Raw genomic sequence first — 18,505 nt, 5'->3', positions numbered from 1 at the left:
TTTCTTTGTTTTTTGTGCCAATATTGTTTGTTTTCAAAGGCAAATAAAATAAAAAAAACATCTTTATCTAGTACAATTATAGGAAGTAAAAATAAAATCCATCAGAAAGAGGAAGCAAATATGTCAATATTATCAAAAATTTTAGTCACTCTAGTGGCCATCGAATTTTTTTATATCATGTACATCGAAACAGTAAGAACTGATTCCGATACGACAAGCAGAGTTTTTAAAATGAATAAAGAAGAATTAAGCAGAAAATCTGTTCAAACATTATTTAAGAATCAAGGAGTATACAATGGACTATTAGGGGTGGGACTACTTTACGGAGCTTACCTTTCTTCCGCACCTAAAGAAATTACAAGTATGCTGTTGCTATCAATTTTTATTGTTGCATTGTATGGAAGTCTGACTAGCGATCGTTGGGTTTTACTAAAACAAGGTGGGTTAGCTCTGTTGGCCTTGCTTTCTATTTTCTTCTAAATGTAGAAAAACAAGGATCTATTGGACAGGAAACTTTGTGAAAAATATTACTTTTTCTCATGAAATATGCTATTCTAATGAATGGTATTTTAGAAAATTTCATGAAAAGGAGTTAGATAGGTGTTCAAAAATTATGTTTTATCACTAAAAAAAGAATTTTTAGGTTATGATCTTTCAAGATTTCAGAAAGATCTTTTGGCTGGAATCACAGTAGCTGCTGTAGCATTGCCTTTAGCCTTGGCTTTTGGGGTATCAAGCGGAGCCGATGCGTCCGCAGGTTTGATTACGGCTATCATTGCCGGCCTCGTTATTGGCGGTTTATCAGGCGGTTTTTATCAAATATCAGGTCCGACAGGCGCAATGGCAGCTATTCTAATGTCCATTGCGGCAACAAAGGGAATGCAAGGTGTGTTGCTTGCTACTTTTTTGGCAGGTCTATTTTTACTTGCAGCAGGACTTTTCCGATTAGGAACACTAACTTCTTTTATCCCAGCACCAGTAATCACAGGATTTACTTCAGGTATTGCTATTATTATTGCATTAGGTCAGATCGATAATTTGTTTGGTGTTCATTCGGAAGGTACAAATGTTATTGAAAAGCTAAGTAGTTATCAAACACTAGGTTTTCCAATAAACATAGCATCTTTGATTATGGGAGGACTAGTCATTTTAGGGATGTTCATCTATCCGAAAAAATGGGCGAAACGAATGCCTAGTTCGCTGTTGGCCATCATTTTAGCAACAGCAGTTACGCTACTGTGTCATTTACCAGTAGCCACTGTTGGTAACATCCCACAAACACTGATCAGCAGTAATCGCTTGGGCTTGGGAGATTTTAGCTTTTCTGCCTTGCAACAAGTAGCCGTTCCGGCCATTAGTATTGCTCTGTTAGGGATGATTGAGAGCTTATTATGTGGTGCTTCTGCTGGTCGAATGGCGAATAAATCATTAGACAGTAACCAAGAATTAGTGGCACAAGGGGTTGGAAATCTATTGCTTCCTTTTTTTGGTGGGATTCCTGCTACTGCAGCCATTGCTCGTACAAGTGTGGCCATCAAATCTGGCGCACAAACCAGATTAGCTGGCATGATCCATGCAGTTGTCTTGTTGCTCTCCATGCTTGTTTTTGCGCCAGTGATGTCACAGATTCCGATGCCGGCACTTGCAGGCGTTTTGATCGTGACAGCTTGGCGTATGAATGAATGGAGAACGATTAAGGAGCTATTTGTTCATAAATATTGGTCAGCTATTCTATTGTTTGTTCTTACAATGATTTGTACAGTCATCTTTGATTTAAGTATTGCTATTGTAATTGGGATTATCGGCGGTTGTGTATTTTTTGTTGTAAAAAGTGCGGCTATCACGATTTCATTAGAAACAATCGATTGGCAAAGAATGGGGCTGCCAGAAACGGAAAAGCTGAATAATTGGACAGTAGTGTACATTAGCGGTCCGCTATTTTTCATGTCTTCAGAGAAACTAAAAAATAAATTGGAAGAACTAAACCATCACGACGGTGTTATCTTCTCCATGCGCGGGGTACCAAGTATTGATTTGACGGCACGTGCAGTTTTTGATGAATTTCAAGAAAAAGCAGAACAGAGAGGACAAACGATTATTTATACTTCCTTGCAGCCAGAAGTAGAAAAACAGCTTTCTCACCTATGGGAATATACATCCACACATCAACATCAAACAGTTGCTCATGCGTTGACAGCATTGCATGCGAAATATACGGCAATGAGCCATTAAAACAATGAAAAAGAACAGACAAGACTGTAAACTAAAAATTACACCGTCTTGTCTGTTCTTTTTAATCTTGTTGTAAAAGTGAAGCTAGTACTTGCCAATCTTGATGGATAACAGGTACAAGGGAACGATTATAAAAAATAGCTGCTGGATGAAAAAGTGGAAGGATACGGTAGTTTTTTTCTGACCATTCGTAGGCATCTTTTTGTTCTGTTAGCTGTAAGACGGGACCTGTATAGAGTTGACCATGGTTTTTGGTAACTGTATATTCTTTACCAAGTAATCGTTGCAGGCCAATATTTCCAAGTGTTGCAATTAATTTTGGCTGGACTTCCATCAGTTCGTAATCCAGTATCGGTGCGTGTGCAAATACTTCGGATCGCGTAGGTGTACGATTTGGATAAACAGTTTCTGTCTGTTGTGTCCGTTTATTGATCCGATGAGTCACGCGATACGGGCGACTCCGTACAGCACTGGTGATATAAACCTCTTCTCGTGTTAAACCAGTGGAAGAAAGTGCCTGCATCAATTCTTTTCCAGCTTGTCCGCTAAAAGGGATGTGTGTATCAATCTCTGTTTTCCCTGGGGCTTCTCCTACAAGCATTAATTTAGGATGAAGAGGTCCTTGCCCAGCGACAAACCCTTCTACAGGACGGCCGTTCATCCTTAAAGAAGCCTCTTGTATCAATTCTGTTGGGTATTCCATTTGTGCTCCTCCTTTTTCTTTTATTATAAGAAGAAAAGAAACGCAATGCGACTATTTTATTTGGCAGAAACGAAGGGGAAAGAAAAGCAGGAGAACGATTGTTTAAATCTTTATTTCATTTTTTGACTTTAAATTTAGTTGACGAACAGCGGCTGTTCTGGTAAGCTAGTACTGTTGTAATTGTGGACTCCACAGCTACAACCGCTCAGAACAAGTAATAAGCACAGCAGATGCTGTCACTTCGGATGGCGAGTCTAAGTATATCAGAAGGAGGTGCTTTATAGCATGTACGCAATTATTAAAACTGGTGGTAAACAAGTAAAAGTTGAAGTTGGACAAGCAATCTATGTTGAAAAACTTGACGTTGAAGCAGGAGAAAAAGTTGTTTTTGACGAAGTTATCTTAGTAGGTGGCGAATCTACAAAAGTAGGCGCTCCAACTGTTGCAGGTGCAACTGTTGAAGGTACTGTTGAAAAACACGGCAAACAAAAGAAAGTCGTTACTTTCAAATACAAACCTAAAAAACATTCACACCGCAAACAAGGTCATCGTCAACCATATACAAAAGTGGTTATCGACGCGATCAACGCTTAATCAGCGTTTGAGAAAGAAGGCCTATATATGATCAAAGGAACATTTAAGCGAAATGACGCAGGTCAGATCGTTTCATTCACTTTGACCGGGCATGCTGATGCTGGTCCTTATGGAAGTGATATCGTTTGTGCAGGTGTTTCTGCGTTAGCGATCAGCACTGTCAACGGGATTGCCTCATTAGCCGGTTTTGAACCGATTGTTGAAATGAATGAAGAAGAAGGCGGTTATCTTTATACCGAAGTCACTTCAGGAATGACACAAGAACAAAACAATATTGCTGAGATTCTATTAGAAAATCTTTTATTAGGTTTACAATCAATAGAAGCTGAAAACTCAGAATATATCCAAATTAAAACAATCAATGATAAATAGGAGGTGCAGACCATGTTGTTATCTATGAATCTACAATTATTTGCCCACAAAAAAGGTGGCGGTTCTACATCTAACGGCCGTGACTCAGAATCAAAACGTCTAGGTGCTAAACGCGCTGATGGACAAACAGTTACAGGTGGATCAATTCTTTACCGTCAACGCGGTACAAAAATCTATCCAGGTGTAAACGTGGGTATCGGTGGAGACGACACTTTATTTGCAAAAGTTGATGGCGTAGTACGTTTCGAACGTAAAGGCCGTAACAAAAAACAAGTGTCTGTTTATCCAGTAGCTCAAGAAGCTTAATTGAATCTTGCGATTAAAGAGGTTGTGACAAGACTTTTGTCACAGCCTCTTCTTTGTTTATAAAAATAAAAGTTGTAATGAAGGATGCGAAGGTTACCATGTCTTTTTACGCTTAATATTTTTTTGCCATCTTGTAATCAGAATGTTTTGATAACGATTGTTTTTATTAATGAAAGCGATATTGTTTGCTATCAGCAGCATCATTGTAGAATAAATAGTGTTCTTTTTCTTGTTTCCAATATAAAAATGGAATTGATATTTTGTGTTCTTTTATCTTCATTACGCTTGTCCCTTCGCTTGTTGTCAACGAAACAAAATCAGGTAAATAGTTGACGAAACGGAAATAAATACATAGTATTATGTTTTGAAGCCTAAGAACAACAGTCTATAGAAAAGGAGCGATACCATTGGCAAAACGCATGGACCGAATTTATATGTATGTCAAAGAAAAAACCGCTCATTTAACAAAGGCAGAATATGACCAAGGAGTAACGACACAAGAAATTGCTGAAGTGTTAGGAATCCAACGAACGAATAGCAGTAAGGATCTGAATCAGCTAGTGCGCGAAGGAAAATTGATAAAGACAGATGGACGACCAGTACGTTACATATATCAAACACTCGCTACGCACGTAAAGCCAGCTGCAAAACATGTGGTCAGTTACAAAGAAACGCCGGTCTCTGAAGAAAAAAATACGCTCCAGATAGATACTAAGGATATCTTTGCAAAAATCATTGGAGCTAATGGTAGCATGAAAAACTCAGTGGAACAGGCAAAAGCTGCGATCTTGTATCCGCCAAGAGGATTAAATTGCTTGATTACAGGACCTACCGGATCAGGAAAGACTTATTTTGCGCACGCGATGTATCATTTTGCCAAAGCACATCATGTAATAGATGAGGAAACGGAACTGATTGTTTTCAATTGTGCTGATTACGCGAATAACCCTGAGCTTTTGATGAGCCATTTATTTGGGTATGCAAAAGGAGCCTTTACAGGTGCAGATGAAGAAAAAATGGGAATTATCGATCAAGCGGATGGTGGTATGCTATTTCTGGATGAAATTCACCGATTGCCTCCAGAAGGTCAAGAAATGATCTTTTACTTTATGGATCACGGGACTTACAGTCGACTTGGAGAAACAACGAAATCTCATGAAGCAAATGTACGAATCGTAGGTGCGACCACAGAAGATCCAGGCTCTTCGCTATTGGAAACTTTTGTTCGGCGTATCCCAATTAATATCAAACTTCCGGCTTTTGAAAAACGTCCTGCAAATGAGAAAGTCGATTTAGTAAAAATTATGATTGCCCACGAAGCGAACCGCACGCAACGAAAGATCTCTTTGACAGAAGATGTAGCAAAAGCACTGATTGGCAGTGTGACTTATGGTAATATAGGTCAATTGAAGTCGAATATCCAGTTAGTATGCGCACGAGGATTTCTAAATCATATGCAATCTCCCGAAATATCGATTACGATTGATGATTTGACAGAAGGGATTCGTAGCGGATTGATTCAATTAGCAAGCAACCGCAGTGCAATGGCAGAGCTTTCTAAAATATTGGAGCCAAAGATAACTGTAGCACCAAACGATACGATCATGAAAATCCAATCAGACTCCTATGAATTACCTTATAATCTATATGATATCATCGGAGATAAAGCAGCTTTGCTGAAGTCGGATGGGTTGGACCAAGAAGCAATCAATCACTTTATTTCTACAGATATCAACATCCATCTGAAGTCTTTTTATAAAGACCATGGGTTTTCTTTTAATGCAGATAGCAAATTAGCAGAATTTGTAGATCCAAAAATCATAGAAGTGACCAATCAGATTTATGTAATGGTCAAAAGATCTTTACCATATGACTTTCAGCAAAACTTTATTTATGCTATGAGCTTGCATATCAGTTCGTTTTTGAAAAAGATCAATTTAGGAGAAGAACGGCATACGAATGATAATATCCGTGAGATGGCATTTGATTTTCCAGATGAATATGCTGTTGCGAAAGAAGTGCGTAGTTATATAGAAACGTATTTTCAAGTGGATATTCCAGAAAGTGAAGACTACTACTTGACTGTTCTACTCGTCTCGTTACGGGCGAACCAAGCAAGCGGCAGAATCGGTGTAGTCGTTGCGGCTCACGGAAACAGTACAGCAAGCAGTATGGTTCAGGTTGTCCAACAGTTGTTAGATGCAGAGAATGTACGAGCAGTAGACATGCCGTTGGATATGGATCCGAAAACAGCTTTAGACCGAATTGAACGCAATGTACAAGAAGTAGATGAAGGAAGCGGGGTCATACTATTAGTGGATATGGGGTCCCTCGCCTCATTTAATTCGCAAATTCAGCGAGACACCGGGATACCTGTACGTACCGTTGACATGGTAACAACTTCTCTAGTTTTGGAAACTGTGCGAAAGGTCTCTGTATTAGGGACAGATTTAGATATGTTGCATGAATCATTGAAGAATTTTCGAGGTTACGCAGAAATATCTTCTGTAGAACCTGTCCAGGAAACAAAACCTATCCATAAGAAAAAAGCTGTTTTGGCCATTTGTGCATCTGGCGAAGGTACAGCGCAAAGAATCAAAGAATTGATCGAACGAGCGGTAAATAAGCGTCAAGAAACAGAATTAGAAGTTCTAGCTTTGTCGATTGTGGAAGTGAAAGAAGAATTGCCAGTTATCCAAAAAGAATATCAGATCATAGCAACTACTGGAATTACTGATTTGAATATCCAAGCACCATTTATTCCTTTAGAGCGCTTCATTGATCAAAATATCGAAGTCATTTTGGATCAGTTGCTTATGGAATCAGAAATGGAAGAAACTGAATTCGTCTCGCTAGATGAAGAGACAGCTAAAAAAACATGTGTTGAGTTTATCTCTGAGAACTTCATCTTTATCAATGGTAGTAAACTAATCGATCCAATGTGGCAATTTTCTACACAAGTCTCTCAGACGATGGGAATTGGCAATGAAGAATATGGTTTTAAGATCAACTTAGTGATGCACGCAGCAGGAATGATCGAACGGATTATTCGAAATGAAACGTTGACGGTGGAAGAAAACGAATTGACGAATACAATGAGTGATCCTCTTTATAATCAATTAACAGCCTCGGTTGTCCTGCTAGAAGATAAGATAAAAGTAAAAGTGCCAATAGAAGAAATGTATTATCTGCTACGTCTAGTGCATAATCAGCTAGATAAAAAAGAATACACTATGCCTTAAATACACAAAAACGATACACTTTCATAGTGTATCGTTTTTGTGTATTGGTTAAGAATCCTTTAAATTCAATTAGTGTATCATAAAAAAGTTGGCACGCTTTTTGCTTATAGTAGTGTGTGCTAGGAGGTGGTTGTTCACACAGAAATGATAGGGGTTTCTGTGAAGTAGTGAGGAAGAAGGAGTTTTGCAGATGGATATTCGATTGGCACGTATAGATGATCGTTTAATCCACGGGCAAGTCGCAACAGTTTGGTCGAAGCAAACAGGTGTTGAACGTATCATTGTGATTAGCGATGTAGTTGCTCAAGATAAATTGAGAAAGTTTCTATTAAAAGAAGCTGCACCGCCGGGAATCACAGCAAATGTAATAACCGTGCAGAAAATGATTCAAATCTATCATAGTGGACTATTATCACGAGCAAAAGTGATGCTTTTATTCACCAATCCCCAAGATGTTGAAGCGGTTGTCCGCTGCGGTGTACAGTTGAAGTCGTTGAATATCGGCGGTATGAGTTTTACTGAAGGCAAATCAATGATTACCAATTTTGTTTCAGTAAATCAACAAGATATTGATTCCTTTCGTTACTTGAACAGTCAAGAAGTGGAGTTAGAGATTCGAAAAGTACCTGCTGACAGGAAAATCCTTTTGATGGAACTACTAGCGAAAATCAAAAAGGTGTAACAAAAATGGTTGTTGGAAAAGGTCAAATAATTCTGTTGTAATGGTTAGCAATTATTAATATTTTTGAATTTGTTACAACAAAAGTAAATAGGAGGTATAAATATGGTAGGGATTATCCTAGCAAGTCATGGACAATTTGCTGAAGGAATCTTACAATCCGGTTCAATGATCTTTGGCGAACAAGAAAACGTCAAAGCCGTGATTTTGAAACCAAGTGAAGGTCCAGATGACTTGAGAGCCAAATTAGAAGAAGCGGTTGCTTCTTTTGATAATCAAGACGAAGTGTTATTCTTAGTTGATTTATGGGGCGGAACACCGTTCAATCAATCAAACACATTATTCGAAGAGCACAAAGATAAATGGGCAATCGTCAGCGGTTTGAATTTGCCAATGTTGATTGAAGCCTATGCATCACGCTTTTCAATGGAATCTGCTCATGAAATTGCAGCGCATATCATTGAAACAGCAAAAGATGGTGTAAAAGTGAAACCGGAAGAATTAGAACCGGCAGAAGCACCGAAAGCAGCAGTTGAAGACGCACAACCTAAAGGAGCACTTCCAGAAGGAACTGTGGTCGGAGACGGGAAAATCAAATATGTATTAGCTCGTGTTGACTCACGTCTGTTACATGGACAAGTTGCGACAGCTTGGACAAAAGCAGTGCAACCAAACCGTATTATCGTTGTTTCAGATGCAGTATCAAAGGATGATCTGCGTAAGAGACTAATCGAACAAGCTGCTCCTCCAGGTGTAAAAGCAAATGTTATTCCTATTAGCAAAATGATCGAAGTCGCAAAAGACCCTCGTTTTGGAAATACCAAAGCATTGCTTTTATTTGAAAATCCTGAAGATGTATTGACAGCTGTTGAAGGTGGCGTGGACATCAAAGAATTAAATGTTGGGTCAATGGCGCATTCGGTTGGTAAAGTCGTTGTAAGTAAAGTATTGTCTATGGGACAAGAAGATGTTGAAGCGTTTGAGAAGCTTGAACAAAAAGGTGTGAAATTCGATGTACGTAAAGTACCTAATGATTCACGCGATAACATGGATGACATTTTGAAAAAAGCAAAAGCTGAATTAGCAAAAGCGTAATAAATAATATTAAAATTTATAGGAGGCTTATCATGTCTATTATTTCAATAATTTTAGTCGTATTAGTTGCCTTTCTAGCTGGTATGGAAGGTATTCTTGATGAATTTCAATTTCATCAACCACTAGTGGCATGTACATTGATCGGTTTAGTTACCGGAAACCTCGAAGCTGGTATCGTACTTGGCGGTACGCTTCAAATGATCGCTTTAGGTTGGGCAAATATCGGTGCTGCTGTAGCACCAGATGCTGCATTAGCATCAGTAGCATCAGCAATTATTTTAGTTTTAGGTGGACAAGGTGTTAAAGGTGTTCCTTCTGCGATCGCGATTGCCGTTCCTTTGGCTGTTGCAGGGTTGTTCTTAACAATGATCGTACGTACAATCGCTGTTCCAATCGTTCATTTGATGGATGCAGCTGCTGAAGAAGGAAACATCCGTACGGTTGAAATGTGGCACATCATTGCTGTATGTTTACAAGGGGTTCGTATCGCGGTCCCAGCAGCAGCATTGCTATTTATCCCAGCACAAACTGTGCAATCATTCCTTGAATCAATGCCAGCATGGTTAACAGATGGTATGGCTATCGGTGGGGGAATGGTCGTAGCTGTAGGTTACGCTTTGGTAATCAACATGATGGCTACAAAAGAAGTATGGCCATTCTTCATTATCGGTTTCGTTGTAGCTGCAATTTCTCAATTAACATTGATTGCTCTAGGTGCTTTAGGTGTTGCATTAGCTCTTATTTACTTGAACCTTTCTAAAATGGGTGGTTCATCAAATAATGGAGGCGGAAGCAACTCTGGTGACCCTTTAGGCGACATTTTGAATGACTATTAATCTTGAAGGAGGAAAATAAAATGGCAGAAGAAAAAATCAAATTATCAAAAAAAGATCGTTTAGCTGTTGCATGGCGCTCTACCTTCATTCAAGGTTCATGGAACTACGAACGTATGCAAAACGGTGGCTGGGCATTTTCTATGATTCCAGCAATCAAAAAATTATACAAAACAAAAGAAGAACGTTCTGCAGCATTGAAACGTCACTTGGAATTCTTTAATACACACCCATACATTGCTTCTCCAATTTTAGGGGTTACATTGGCACTGGAAGAAGAACGTGCGAATGGCGCACCTGTTGATGATGTAGCGATTCAAGGGGTTAAAGTAGGTATGATGGGTCCTTTAGCTGGTGTTGGTGACCCAGTGTTCTGGTTTACAGTACGTCCAATGCTAGGTGCACTAGGTGCTTCATTAGCTATGGGAGGAAATATCCTTGGACCAATCATCTTCTTCTTAGGTTGGAACATTATTCGTTGGGCATTCATGTGGTATACACAAGAATTCGGCTACAGAGCTGGTTCTAAAATTACGGATGACCTTTCTGGCGGATTATTACAAGACGTAACAAAAGGTGCTTCTATTTTAGGGATGTTCGTATTAGCTGCCTTGGTACAAAGATGGGTATCAATCAAATTCTTACCAGTTGTATCAACTGTAAAATTAGATAAAGGTGCTTACATCGAATGGGATAAATTACCTTCAGGTGGTGAAGGAATCAAGAGTGCATTTGAACAAGTTAATAATGGCTTAGCCCTTTCTCCTGAAAAGGTAACAACGTTACAAGACAACTTAGACCAATTGATTCCTGGTTTAGCTGCATTAGGATTAACATTGTTCTGTATGTGGTTGCTTAAGAAAAAAGTTTCTCCAATCGTTATTATCCTTGGCTTATTCGTAGTCGGTGTTGTAGGACACGTCATCGGACTTTTATAATCCATAAAAATATAGCTCGGGCGTTGTCCCGAGCTTTTTTTATATAGTATACTGTGAATAAACAGATATTTGGAGGGAGAAAATGGTTCAATCAATCAATACAAAAGTAGACTTAGTAATTGACGCTACTTCATTTACGGGGCTGACAGATTACGGACAAATCATGATAGGCGATAATGGCTTTGAATTTTACCATGCGCGAGATAGACGCAAATATATCCAAATTCCATGGGAAGAAGTGGATTATGTACTAGCATCGGTCATGCTAAAAGGAAAATGGATTCCTCGATATGCCATTCAAACGAAAAAAAATGGTACATACACATTTTCTTCCAAAGAACCTAAAAAAGTACTTCGTGCGATCAGAGAATATGTAGATGAAGATAGAATGGTACAGTCATTGAGTTTCTTTGATGTAGTGAAACGTGGTATCCGTAGCATGTTTAAACGCAAATAAAAAATAAAGAAAACTTCTAAGGGGAGGTTTTCTTTATTTTTTACTTTGCAGAAGAAAATATGAAATAGCAGAACCAATTATTTGTCCCCTTTAAATCCCTTATGCTAAAATTGATTAGCAAAGAAGGAGGTTATATTATGAGTTGGTTATGGACATTGATTGTTGGAGCTGTGATCGGAGCGATTGCAGGTGCAATCACTAGCAAAGGAAATTCGATGGGCTGTATCACGAATATCATTGCTGGATTAGTTGGTTCAAGTATTGGACAAGCGATTTTCGGCGAATGGGGACCAAAAGCTGCAGGTATGGCACTTATTCCATCTATTTTAGGCGCAGTGATTTTGGTAGCAGTTGTCTCGTTTTTCTTTGGAAAACGGTCATAAGTTTTTTACAAAATAGTAAACTAAAAGGAGTTGCAGCGAGACTGTGACTCCTTTTTGGCTTTCTTTCTTTAAAAGAAAAAGAAGTTTTCCGGAAATTTTTATTTAACTGTCGTGTACGAAGAAAAGTTTGCTATAATAGAAAAAAGCGTGCAAAGAAAGAGGGAGTTTCATTATGATGCTACGTGTAGAAAAATTGCGCAAAAAAATGCAAGAAGAAAATTTGGATTCATTTTTGGTTACCAGTCCGTACAATCTTCGTTACTTAACGAACTTTACAGGTACGACAGGATTAGCTGTTATTACTTTGGAAAAAGCATTTTTTATTACTGATTTTCGTTATACCGAGCAGGCGGCAGCGCAGGCTCAAGGGTTTGAAATTATTAAAAATGTCGGACCTATTTTTGATGAGGTAGCAAACTTAGTACGCAAAGAAGAACTGCACTCATTAGCTTTTGAGGAAACAACAGTCTCATTTTTAGAATATTCGGTTTTAGAAGAAATCATCGATGCGGAATTAGTACCTGTTTCACAGATGATTGAAGAACTTAGAGAAGTGAAAGATGAAGAAGAAATCGCCATTATCGAAAAAGCATGTAATATTGCGGATATGGCTTATGATCACATCCTGAAAATGATCCAACCGGGCATGACTGAGATTGAAGTCGCAAATCAACTAGACTTTTATATGCGTTCTCTTGGCGCTTCAGGTGTTTCTTTTGATACGATCGTTGCTAGCGGATTGCGTTCGGCTATGCCGCATGGTGTAGCAAGCAAGAAACTCATCGAACAAGGTGACTTGATCACGTTGGATTTTGGCTGCTATTACGAAGGGTATGTTTCTGATATGACACGTACATTCGCTATTGGTGATCCTGGAGAAAAATTAAAAGAAATATATCAAGTAGTTCTAGATGCGCAATTAGCGGTTATTGATGCTGCGAAACCAGGAATGACTGGTGTACAATTAGACGCAGTTGCTAGAGATTATATTTCAAAACATGGTTACGGTGAAGCATTTGGACATTCTACAGGACATGGGATCGGTCTGGAGATCCACGAAGGACCGAATGTTTCTTCTCGTGCGGAAAAGCAATTTGTACCAGGAAATGTAATTACTGACGAGCCAGGGATCTACTTACCAGGAATCGGTGGGGTACGTATTGAGGACGATTTGCTGATCACAGAAGATGGCAATCGTGTATTGACTCGTTCACCAAAAGAATTGATCATCTTATAGTCTCGTCCATAAAAGAAGTAAGCGTAAAAATCAGTGTTCACAGACTTTGTTATAGAAAATCGCTTGATTTAATGATACACTATAGAAGAACTTTTAAGCTGTAAGAGATAATAAAGTTGGATATTTTCTCCAATTCATAGCAATTTGCAGCTGATCGGCGGCAGTTTTTTTACCAAATGATCATTATAGCCGCATCATAGAGAATTCGGATGTATCTCGTGCTTAGGCAAAGGGAGGAATAAATAAATGGCAGATGAAAAAAATTTGATTTTAAACGCAAACCAAGATTTGGGAGAGATCGTGATTGCTCCTGAAGTCATCGAAGTAATCATCGGGATTGCTGCTTCTAAAGTAGAAGGCGTATATGGAATGCGCGGAACTTTTGCCAGCAATGTCACTGAATTATTAGGACGAGCAGCTCACGGAAAAGGTGTTTACTTGGCAAATGAGGAAGATGGCTTGAAAGTAGATCTTTACTGCTACCTGGAATATGGTGTTTCAGTTCCTAAAGTTGCAATGGAAATGCAAGAACGGGTTAGCCAGCAAGTCCTTTTCATGACAGATATCGATCTAGCTGAAGTCAATATCCATGTAGTAGCTGTTGTTCCTGAAAAATTAGAACAACCAACAATCGAAGAACTTTTTGAAGACGAAGAGGAAGAGAATGAATAAAGAATTATCAAGACACGAGATTCGGGAGATGGCATTGCAGGCTTTATTTCCGTTAGACTTCAATGCAGACCTAACAAAAGAAGATGCGATTTTCAACGCAATCGAATTAGACCACCGCGACATGATCAATGAAGATGAATCAGAGTTTGTTCCTGTTTATCTTGATACGCTAGTTGGCGGTGTCTGTGCAAAAAAAGATGAATTGGATAAAGTAATCGAAAAACATTTGAAAAACAATTGGCATATCAATCGGATCTCAAAAATGGATTTGGTGATCTTGCGTATCGCGATTTTTGAAATGACTTATGTGACAGATGTACCAGCGGCTGTTGCTTTAAATGAAGCAATTGAGTTGGCAAAAACATTTAGTGATGACCGTTCGCGTAAATTCGTCAACGGTGTTTTATCCAATGTATTAAAAGAATTAGAAGCTGGGGCGTAAGTCCTAGCTTTTTTCTGTGAATCATCATAAACCTGTTATAAATCGGGAAAATTCTATGGTAGAATGAAAACACAAAAAATATCTGGGAGTGGTTAGATGGCAGAATTGATTAACGGAAAAGAATTAGCTGAAAAAATGCAGGCAGACATTGCTGAAAAAATCCAAAAATTGAAAGATAATGGTATCCATCCCGGATTAGTTGTTTTATTGGTAGGGGAAAATCCAGCCAGTCAAACCTATGTAAGAAATAAAGAACGCGTAGCAAAAGAAATCGGAATCCATTCATCAGTAGAGCGTTATCCTGAGACGATTTCTGAAAACGAACTACTTGCAGAAATCGAAAAATACAATCAAGATCCTAGATTTCATGGTATATTGGTCCAATTACCATTGCCAAAGCATATAGATGAAGAAAAGATCCTGTTAGCTATCCGTCCTGAAAAAGACGTAGACGGTTTTCATCCAATGAATTTAGGCAGACTCCTTGCGGGTAAACCGGACAAGATTCCTTGTACGCCATATGGCATCATGAAAATATTTGAAGCTTATTCTATCGATCCGGCGGGTAAACGAGCAGTAGTTATCGGACGAAGCAATATCGTCGGCAAACCGATGGCTCAGCTGCTCTTGATGGCAGATGCAACTGTTACTGTTGCTCATTCTAAAACCGAAAATCTGGCTGAACTGGCACAAGAAGCAGATATCTTAGTCGTAGCGATAGGACGTGGACATTTTGTCACAAAAGAATTCGTAAAACCAGGTGCTGTAGTGATCGATGTAGGGATGAACCGTGATGCTAACGGTAAGCTGATCGGTGATGTGAAATTTGATGAAGTGGAGCCTATTGCAGGCTGGATCACTCCTGTGCCAAAGGGTGTAGGGCCAATGACTATCACAATGCTGATGTATCAAACCGTAAAATCTGCCGAAGCTTTTGGAGCAGGTGAATAAATGGCACAAGAATATTTAACTGTCACTACATTAACGAGGTATTTGAAACGTAAATTTGATGCCGATCCTTATTTAGAACGGGTATATTTAACCGGTGAAATATCGAATTTCCGTTTACGCGCCAATGCCCATCAATATTTCAGCTTAAAAGATGATCATGCAAAAATATCTGCTATTATGTTCAAAGGTGCATTCCAAAAATTACGATTCCAGCCAAAAGAAGGAATGAAAGTCCTTGTTGTTGGGCGTATTTCACTCTATGAAGCGGGAGGTTCGTATCAAATCTATGTAGAGCACATGGAGCCTGATGGAATAGGTGCGTTATATCAAGAATTGGAAGAACGAAAAGAAAAGCTGATGAAGGAAGGCCTTTTTCAAGGTCCTAAAAAAATGTTGCCGCGTTTCCCAAAGCGAATCGCGATTCTTACCAGTCCAAGCGGAGCGGTTATACGCGATATCATCACGACGGTGAAAAGAAGGTATCCAATTGTCCAATTGGTTTTGTTCCCAACCGTTGTACAAGGGAATCAAGCAGCGGACAATGTTGTCAAAAATATCCGACGAGTAGAAGAGATGGGCGATTTTGATACAATGATCATTGGTCGTGGGGGCGGATCGATTGAGGATTTGTGGCCGTTTAATGAAGAACGGGTTGCCCGAGCGATTTATCAAGCCAATACACCGGTGATCTCATCTGTGGGACATGAAACAGATACCACGATCGCTGATTTAGTAGCAGATGTTCGGGCTGCTACTCCAACAGCAGCTGCAGAATTAGCTGTTCCTGTTTTGTCAGAAGAGTTGATGCGCATTCAAGAACGGCAAGCTAGATTGCAGCAGGCGTTTGTACGCCAGATCCAGCGCAAACAAGAACGGTTCGAGCGTGCTCGACGTTCCTATGTCTTTCGGCAGCCTGAAAGATTGTATGAAGGACAGACCATCAAATTAGATCAATTGAAACAGCGATTATATCAAGCTACACAGCAGATTTATCATGCAAAAGAAAAGCAAACGATCGCGTTAAGCCACCAATTGGAACAAGTGGCTCCGCTTTATCGAGTCAAAGCAGCCCGCCAAGAAACTGCTTATCTAGAAAAACGTTTAGAAGAGAAAATCCAACAATATATGAAACAACAGCAGCAGCGTTTTGCTCAAGCTGTTCAATCTCTTGATTTGTTGAGTCCATTGAAAATCATGGGAAGAGGCTACAGCTATACGACGTTAAATGATCAAGTAGTAAAAAGTGTCTCCGAGATTCATCAAGGGGATTTGCTGACAATCCATTATCAAGATGGAATCGTTAAAGGACAAGTACAAGAGATAGATAAAGGAGAATAAGAATATGGAAAATCCAACTTTTGAAGAGTCACTGCAAGAATTAGAAAAAATCGTCATGCAGCTAGAACAAGGAGACGTTCCATTAGAATCAGCTCTAGATTCGTTTAAACGAGGAATGGAATTAAGCAAACATTGCCAAGATACCTTAGCTAAAGCAGAAGAAACTTTGACGAAAATGATGACAGAATCAAATGAAGAAGTTGATTTTGACGGAAACGAGGAAAGCTGAGATGAGATTAACTGACTTTTCAGCTATTCATCTACCTGCTGTAGAAAAAGAAATCTTGTCTTTTTTAGATGAACATACGACGGATAGAGCACTCTGTGATGCGATGACTTATTCAGTGAAAGCAGGTGGAAAAAGAATCCGTCCCTTATTACTTTTAGCGGCCGTTGCTTCCTTTGATGAGCCTATCGATGTTCCCGTCTATCAAGTAGCAGCTGCTTTAGAAATGGTGCATACGTATTCCTTGATCCACGATGATTTGCCTGCGATGGACAATGATGATCTTCGAAGGGGAAAACCTACCAATCACAAAGTATTCGGCGAAGCGTTAGCTATATTGGCTGGAGATGGTTTACTGACAGGCGCATTCCAGCTGATCAGTATGGCACACTTGGGTCATTCTCCTAAGCTTCTGTTGCTTCAGCAATTAGCTGTTTGTGCGGGGTCACAAGGTATGGTGGCTGGACAAGCTGCAGATATCGAAGGAGAATCAAAAAAGCTTTCATTAGAGGAATTAGCATTTATTCATGAAAGAAAGACAGGACGTTTGATTCGTTATGCCTTGCTAGCTGGAGGTATATTAGCGAAGCAACCTGAAGAAATCTTATTGCTACTTCAACGATTAGCCGAACATTTAGGTTTGGCTTTCCAGATAAGAGATGATCTACTTGATGTGATTGGTACAACGAAAACGTTAGGGAAAACAGCTGGCAAAGATGAACGTATGGAAAAAAACACTTACCCGCGTTTATTAGGACTAGAAAAGACACATGAGGCGTTGGAGATTGAGTTGTTATCCGCTAATAAGATCATAGACAAATTAGAAGAGGACGTTTTTTCTTTTGATGGCGGGCTGATGCGCCAGATGATCAAGCAATTTGATGTGGAGAAATGAGGGAAAGAATGGAAAAAGAACGCGTAGATGTATTAGCGGTCAAACAAGGATTATTTGAAACAAGAGAACAAGCCAAACGTTCAGTTATGGCTGGGTTGATTTACAACGAAAAAAACGAGCGGTTTGATAAACCGGGAGAAAAAATTCCAGTAAGTAGTGAATTAAGAGTCAAAGGTAAAAAACTTCCTTATGTTTCTCGGGGTGGATTAAAATTAGAAAAAGCGCTCAAAGCATTTGATCTATCTGTTGAAGGAAAAACATTGTTAGATATCGGTGCTTCCACTGGCGGATTTACTGATGCAGCTTTGCAAAATGGCGCTAAAATGAGTTATGCTTTAGATGTCGGTTACAATCAGCTAGCTTGGAAAATCAGACAAGATCCTAGAGTCGTCGTAATGGAAAGAGTGAATTTTCGTTATGCAAAACCCGATGACTTTACCTTAGGGATTCCAGAAGTTGCTGTCATCGATGTTTCTTTTATTTCACTAAAACTGATGCTGCCTCCATTACATGCTATTTTAAAAGAAGAGGGAGAAGTGATTGCCTTAATCAAACCCCAATTCGAAGCAGGCAGAGAAGCTGTAGGGAAAAACGGAATTGTTCGTGACGCACAGACCCATCAAAAAGTTTTAGAAGACATTTTGTCATTTGCGGCACAAGGTGGATATGATGTGCTGGAAGTAAGTTATTCTCCAATCACGGGGGGAGAAGGAAATATCGAGTTCTTGGCTCACTTGAGGAAGGTACCTGAAAGCGGCACGATCAATCCAGCTATTAATATGGCAGAAGTGGTTTCAAACGCACACGAACAGTTTGACCATAAATAAATTGTAACTGTGAAAATCAAGTGAGAAGTATGCGGATTCTTCTTTATTATACCAAGGAAATAAGCTATCATTGGTTAAGAAGA

21 protein-coding genes and 1 other annotated feature are annotated in these 18,505 nt (G+C 39.3%); of the genes, 20 read left to right on the top strand and 1 reads right to left on the bottom strand.

From position 1 onward, the window contains the following. Positions 1–120 precede the first annotated feature (120 nt). Complete coding sequence (locus HMPREF2961_RS14005; protein ID WP_002315419.1) at positions 121–480, top strand: DUF1304 domain-containing protein; 360 nt, start codon at positions 121–123, stop codon at positions 478–480. Between the two features lie 120 nt (positions 481–600). Then, positions 601–2,232 (top strand): SulP family inorganic anion transporter, encoded by a 1,632-nt coding sequence (locus tag HMPREF2961_RS14000; protein ID WP_002315418.1) that lies wholly within the window; start codon positions 601–603, stop codon positions 2,230–2,232. A 61-nt stretch (positions 2,233–2,293) separates the two neighbouring features. Here the strand turns inward: HMPREF2961_RS14000 and HMPREF2961_RS13995 are convergent, their stop codons facing one another. Continuing rightward, a complete protein-coding gene (locus HMPREF2961_RS13995) occupies positions 2,294–2,935 on the bottom strand; it encodes a uracil-DNA glycosylase (protein ID WP_002315417.1) in 642 nt (213 codons plus the stop codon). Between the two features lie 189 nt (positions 2,936–3,124). Further along, positions 3,125–3,201, top strand: a sequence feature (ribosomal protein L21 leader region). 19 nt (positions 3,202–3,220) lie between these two features. Between HMPREF2961_RS13995 and rplU the strand changes: the two genes are divergently transcribed. From rplU to HMPREF2961_RS13905, 18 genes are all read left to right on the top strand, one after another. Beyond that, positions 3,221–3,529, top strand: coding sequence for a 50S ribosomal protein L21 (gene rplU, locus HMPREF2961_RS13990; RefSeq protein ID WP_002289450.1), 309 nt, complete (start codon positions 3,221–3,223; stop codon positions 3,527–3,529). Between the two features lie 27 nt (positions 3,530–3,556). After that, on the top strand, positions 3,557–3,901 hold the full coding sequence (locus tag HMPREF2961_RS13985; protein WP_002289451.1) for a ribosomal-processing cysteine protease Prp: 345 nt from the start codon (positions 3,557–3,559) through the stop codon (positions 3,899–3,901). Positions 3,902–3,913: 12 nt separating this feature from the next. Continuing rightward, the gene (gene rpmA, locus HMPREF2961_RS13980) at positions 3,914–4,207 is read left to right on the top strand and encodes a 50S ribosomal protein L27 (protein WP_002289452.1); all 294 of its coding nucleotides are present in this window, start codon (positions 3,914–3,916) and stop codon (positions 4,205–4,207) included. 434 nt (positions 4,208–4,641) lie between these two features. Then, on the top strand, positions 4,642–7,449 hold the full coding sequence (locus HMPREF2961_RS13975) for a sigma-54-dependent transcriptional regulator (RefSeq protein ID WP_029743353.1): 2,808 nt from the start codon (positions 4,642–4,644) through the stop codon (positions 7,447–7,449). Positions 7,450–7,639: 190 nt separating this feature from the next. Beyond that, positions 7,640–8,131: a mannose/fructose/sorbose PTS transporter subunit IIB gene (locus tag HMPREF2961_RS13970; RefSeq protein WP_002289455.1), complete on the top strand. Its 492-nt coding sequence runs from the start codon at positions 7,640–7,642 to the stop codon at positions 8,129–8,131. Positions 8,132–8,233: 102 nt separating this feature from the next. Beyond that, complete coding sequence (locus HMPREF2961_RS13965; protein WP_002289456.1) at positions 8,234–9,223, top strand: mannose/fructose/sorbose PTS transporter subunit IIB; 990 nt, start codon at positions 8,234–8,236, stop codon at positions 9,221–9,223. Positions 9,224–9,255: 32 nt separating this feature from the next. Further along, on the top strand, positions 9,256–10,059 hold the full coding sequence (locus tag HMPREF2961_RS13960) for a PTS mannose/fructose/sorbose transporter subunit IIC (protein ID WP_002310261.1): 804 nt from the start codon (positions 9,256–9,258) through the stop codon (positions 10,057–10,059). A 20-nt stretch (positions 10,060–10,079) separates the two neighbouring features. Beyond that, complete coding sequence (locus HMPREF2961_RS13955) at positions 10,080–10,994, top strand: PTS system mannose/fructose/sorbose family transporter subunit IID (RefSeq protein WP_002310262.1); 915 nt, start codon at positions 10,080–10,082, stop codon at positions 10,992–10,994. Positions 10,995–11,076: 82 nt separating this feature from the next. After that, positions 11,077–11,451 (top strand): DUF956 family protein, encoded by a 375-nt coding sequence (locus HMPREF2961_RS13950; RefSeq protein ID WP_002286668.1) that lies wholly within the window; start codon positions 11,077–11,079, stop codon positions 11,449–11,451. A 137-nt stretch (positions 11,452–11,588) separates the two neighbouring features. Continuing rightward, a complete protein-coding gene (locus HMPREF2961_RS13945) occupies positions 11,589–11,834 on the top strand; it encodes a GlsB/YeaQ/YmgE family stress response membrane protein (RefSeq protein ID WP_002291892.1) in 246 nt (81 codons plus the stop codon). A 172-nt stretch (positions 11,835–12,006) separates the two neighbouring features. Continuing rightward, positions 12,007–13,071, top strand: a complete 1,065-nt coding sequence (locus HMPREF2961_RS13940; RefSeq protein WP_002315415.1) for a M24 family metallopeptidase — start codon at positions 12,007–12,009, stop codon at positions 13,069–13,071. Between the two features lie 246 nt (positions 13,072–13,317). Then, positions 13,318–13,743, top strand: a complete 426-nt coding sequence (locus HMPREF2961_RS13935; protein ID WP_002291889.1) for an Asp23/Gls24 family envelope stress response protein — start codon at positions 13,318–13,320, stop codon at positions 13,741–13,743. Further along, positions 13,736–14,185 (top strand): transcription antitermination factor NusB, encoded by a 450-nt coding sequence (gene nusB / locus HMPREF2961_RS13930; RefSeq protein ID WP_002286662.1) that lies wholly within the window; start codon positions 13,736–13,738, stop codon positions 14,183–14,185. The genes HMPREF2961_RS13935 and nusB overlap by 8 nt, the downstream gene beginning before the upstream one ends. 96 nt (positions 14,186–14,281) lie before the next feature. Then, positions 14,282–15,136, top strand: coding sequence for a bifunctional methylenetetrahydrofolate dehydrogenase/methenyltetrahydrofolate cyclohydrolase (locus tag HMPREF2961_RS13925; RefSeq protein WP_002315414.1), 855 nt, complete (start codon positions 14,282–14,284; stop codon positions 15,134–15,136). Continuing rightward, on the top strand, positions 15,137–16,474 hold the full coding sequence (xseA, locus tag HMPREF2961_RS13920; protein WP_002315413.1) for an exodeoxyribonuclease VII large subunit: 1,338 nt from the start codon (positions 15,137–15,139) through the stop codon (positions 16,472–16,474). Between the two features lie 4 nt (positions 16,475–16,478). Next, positions 16,479–16,703: an exodeoxyribonuclease VII small subunit gene (locus HMPREF2961_RS13915; protein WP_002286657.1), complete on the top strand. Its 225-nt coding sequence runs from the start codon at positions 16,479–16,481 to the stop codon at positions 16,701–16,703. 1 nt (position 16,704) lies between these two features. Next, positions 16,705–17,595, top strand: a complete 891-nt coding sequence (locus HMPREF2961_RS13910) for a polyprenyl synthetase family protein (RefSeq protein ID WP_002315412.1) — start codon at positions 16,705–16,707, stop codon at positions 17,593–17,595. Between the two features lie 8 nt (positions 17,596–17,603). Beyond that, the gene (locus HMPREF2961_RS13905) at positions 17,604–18,422 is read left to right on the top strand and encodes a TlyA family RNA methyltransferase (protein ID WP_002315411.1); all 819 of its coding nucleotides are present in this window, start codon (positions 17,604–17,606) and stop codon (positions 18,420–18,422) included. Positions 18,423–18,505: the final 83 nt, after the last annotated feature.

Source organism: Enterococcus sp. HMSC076E04 (assembly GCF_001814285.1).
Lineage (GTDB): Bacteria > Bacillota > Bacilli > Lactobacillales > Enterococcaceae > Enterococcus_B > Enterococcus_B lactis.
This window is presented reverse-complemented; position numbering and strand designations above follow the sequence as displayed.

Coding starts and splice junctions, on each gene's coding strand:
- HMPREF2961_RS13915 (WP_002286657.1), top strand. CDS start 16,479: ATGGAAAATCCAACTTTTGAAGAGTCACTGCAAGAATTAGAAAAAATC.
- HMPREF2961_RS13905 (WP_002315411.1), top strand. CDS start 17,604: ATGGAAAAAGAACGCGTAGATGTATTAGCGGTCAAACAAGGATTATTT.
- HMPREF2961_RS13945 (WP_002291892.1), top strand. CDS start 11,589: ATGAGTTGGTTATGGACATTGATTGTTGGAGCTGTGATCGGAGCGATT.
- xseA (WP_002315413.1), top strand. CDS start 15,137: ATGGCACAAGAATATTTAACTGTCACTACATTAACGAGGTATTTGAAA.
- HMPREF2961_RS13910 (WP_002315412.1), top strand. CDS start 16,705: ATGAGATTAACTGACTTTTCAGCTATTCATCTACCTGCTGTAGAAAAA.
- HMPREF2961_RS13970 (WP_002289455.1), top strand. CDS start 7,640: ATGGATATTCGATTGGCACGTATAGATGATCGTTTAATCCACGGGCAA.
- nusB (WP_002286662.1), top strand. CDS start 13,736: ATGAATAAAGAATTATCAAGACACGAGATTCGGGAGATGGCATTGCAG.
- HMPREF2961_RS13960 (WP_002310261.1), top strand. CDS start 9,256: ATGTCTATTATTTCAATAATTTTAGTCGTATTAGTTGCCTTTCTAGCT.
- HMPREF2961_RS13965 (WP_002289456.1), top strand. CDS start 8,234: ATGGTAGGGATTATCCTAGCAAGTCATGGACAATTTGCTGAAGGAATC.
- HMPREF2961_RS13985 (WP_002289451.1), top strand. CDS start 3,557: ATGATCAAAGGAACATTTAAGCGAAATGACGCAGGTCAGATCGTTTCA.
- HMPREF2961_RS13975 (WP_029743353.1), top strand. CDS start 4,642: ATGTATGTCAAAGAAAAAACCGCTCATTTAACAAAGGCAGAATATGAC.
- HMPREF2961_RS13995 (WP_002315417.1), bottom strand. CDS start 2,935: ATGGAATACCCAACAGAATTGATACAAGAGGCTTCTTTAAGGATGAAC.
- HMPREF2961_RS14005 (WP_002315419.1), top strand. CDS start 121: ATGTCAATATTATCAAAAATTTTAGTCACTCTAGTGGCCATCGAATTT.
- HMPREF2961_RS13940 (WP_002315415.1), top strand. CDS start 12,007: ATGATGCTACGTGTAGAAAAATTGCGCAAAAAAATGCAAGAAGAAAAT.
- rplU (WP_002289450.1), top strand. CDS start 3,221: ATGTACGCAATTATTAAAACTGGTGGTAAACAAGTAAAAGTTGAAGTT.
- rpmA (WP_002289452.1), top strand. CDS start 3,914: ATGTTGTTATCTATGAATCTACAATTATTTGCCCACAAAAAAGGTGGC.
- HMPREF2961_RS13955 (WP_002310262.1), top strand. CDS start 10,080: ATGGCAGAAGAAAAAATCAAATTATCAAAAAAAGATCGTTTAGCTGTT.
- HMPREF2961_RS13950 (WP_002286668.1), top strand. CDS start 11,077: ATGGTTCAATCAATCAATACAAAAGTAGACTTAGTAATTGACGCTACT.
- HMPREF2961_RS13935 (WP_002291889.1), top strand. CDS start 13,318: ATGGCAGATGAAAAAAATTTGATTTTAAACGCAAACCAAGATTTGGGA.
- HMPREF2961_RS13925 (WP_002315414.1), top strand. CDS start 14,282: ATGGCAGAATTGATTAACGGAAAAGAATTAGCTGAAAAAATGCAGGCA.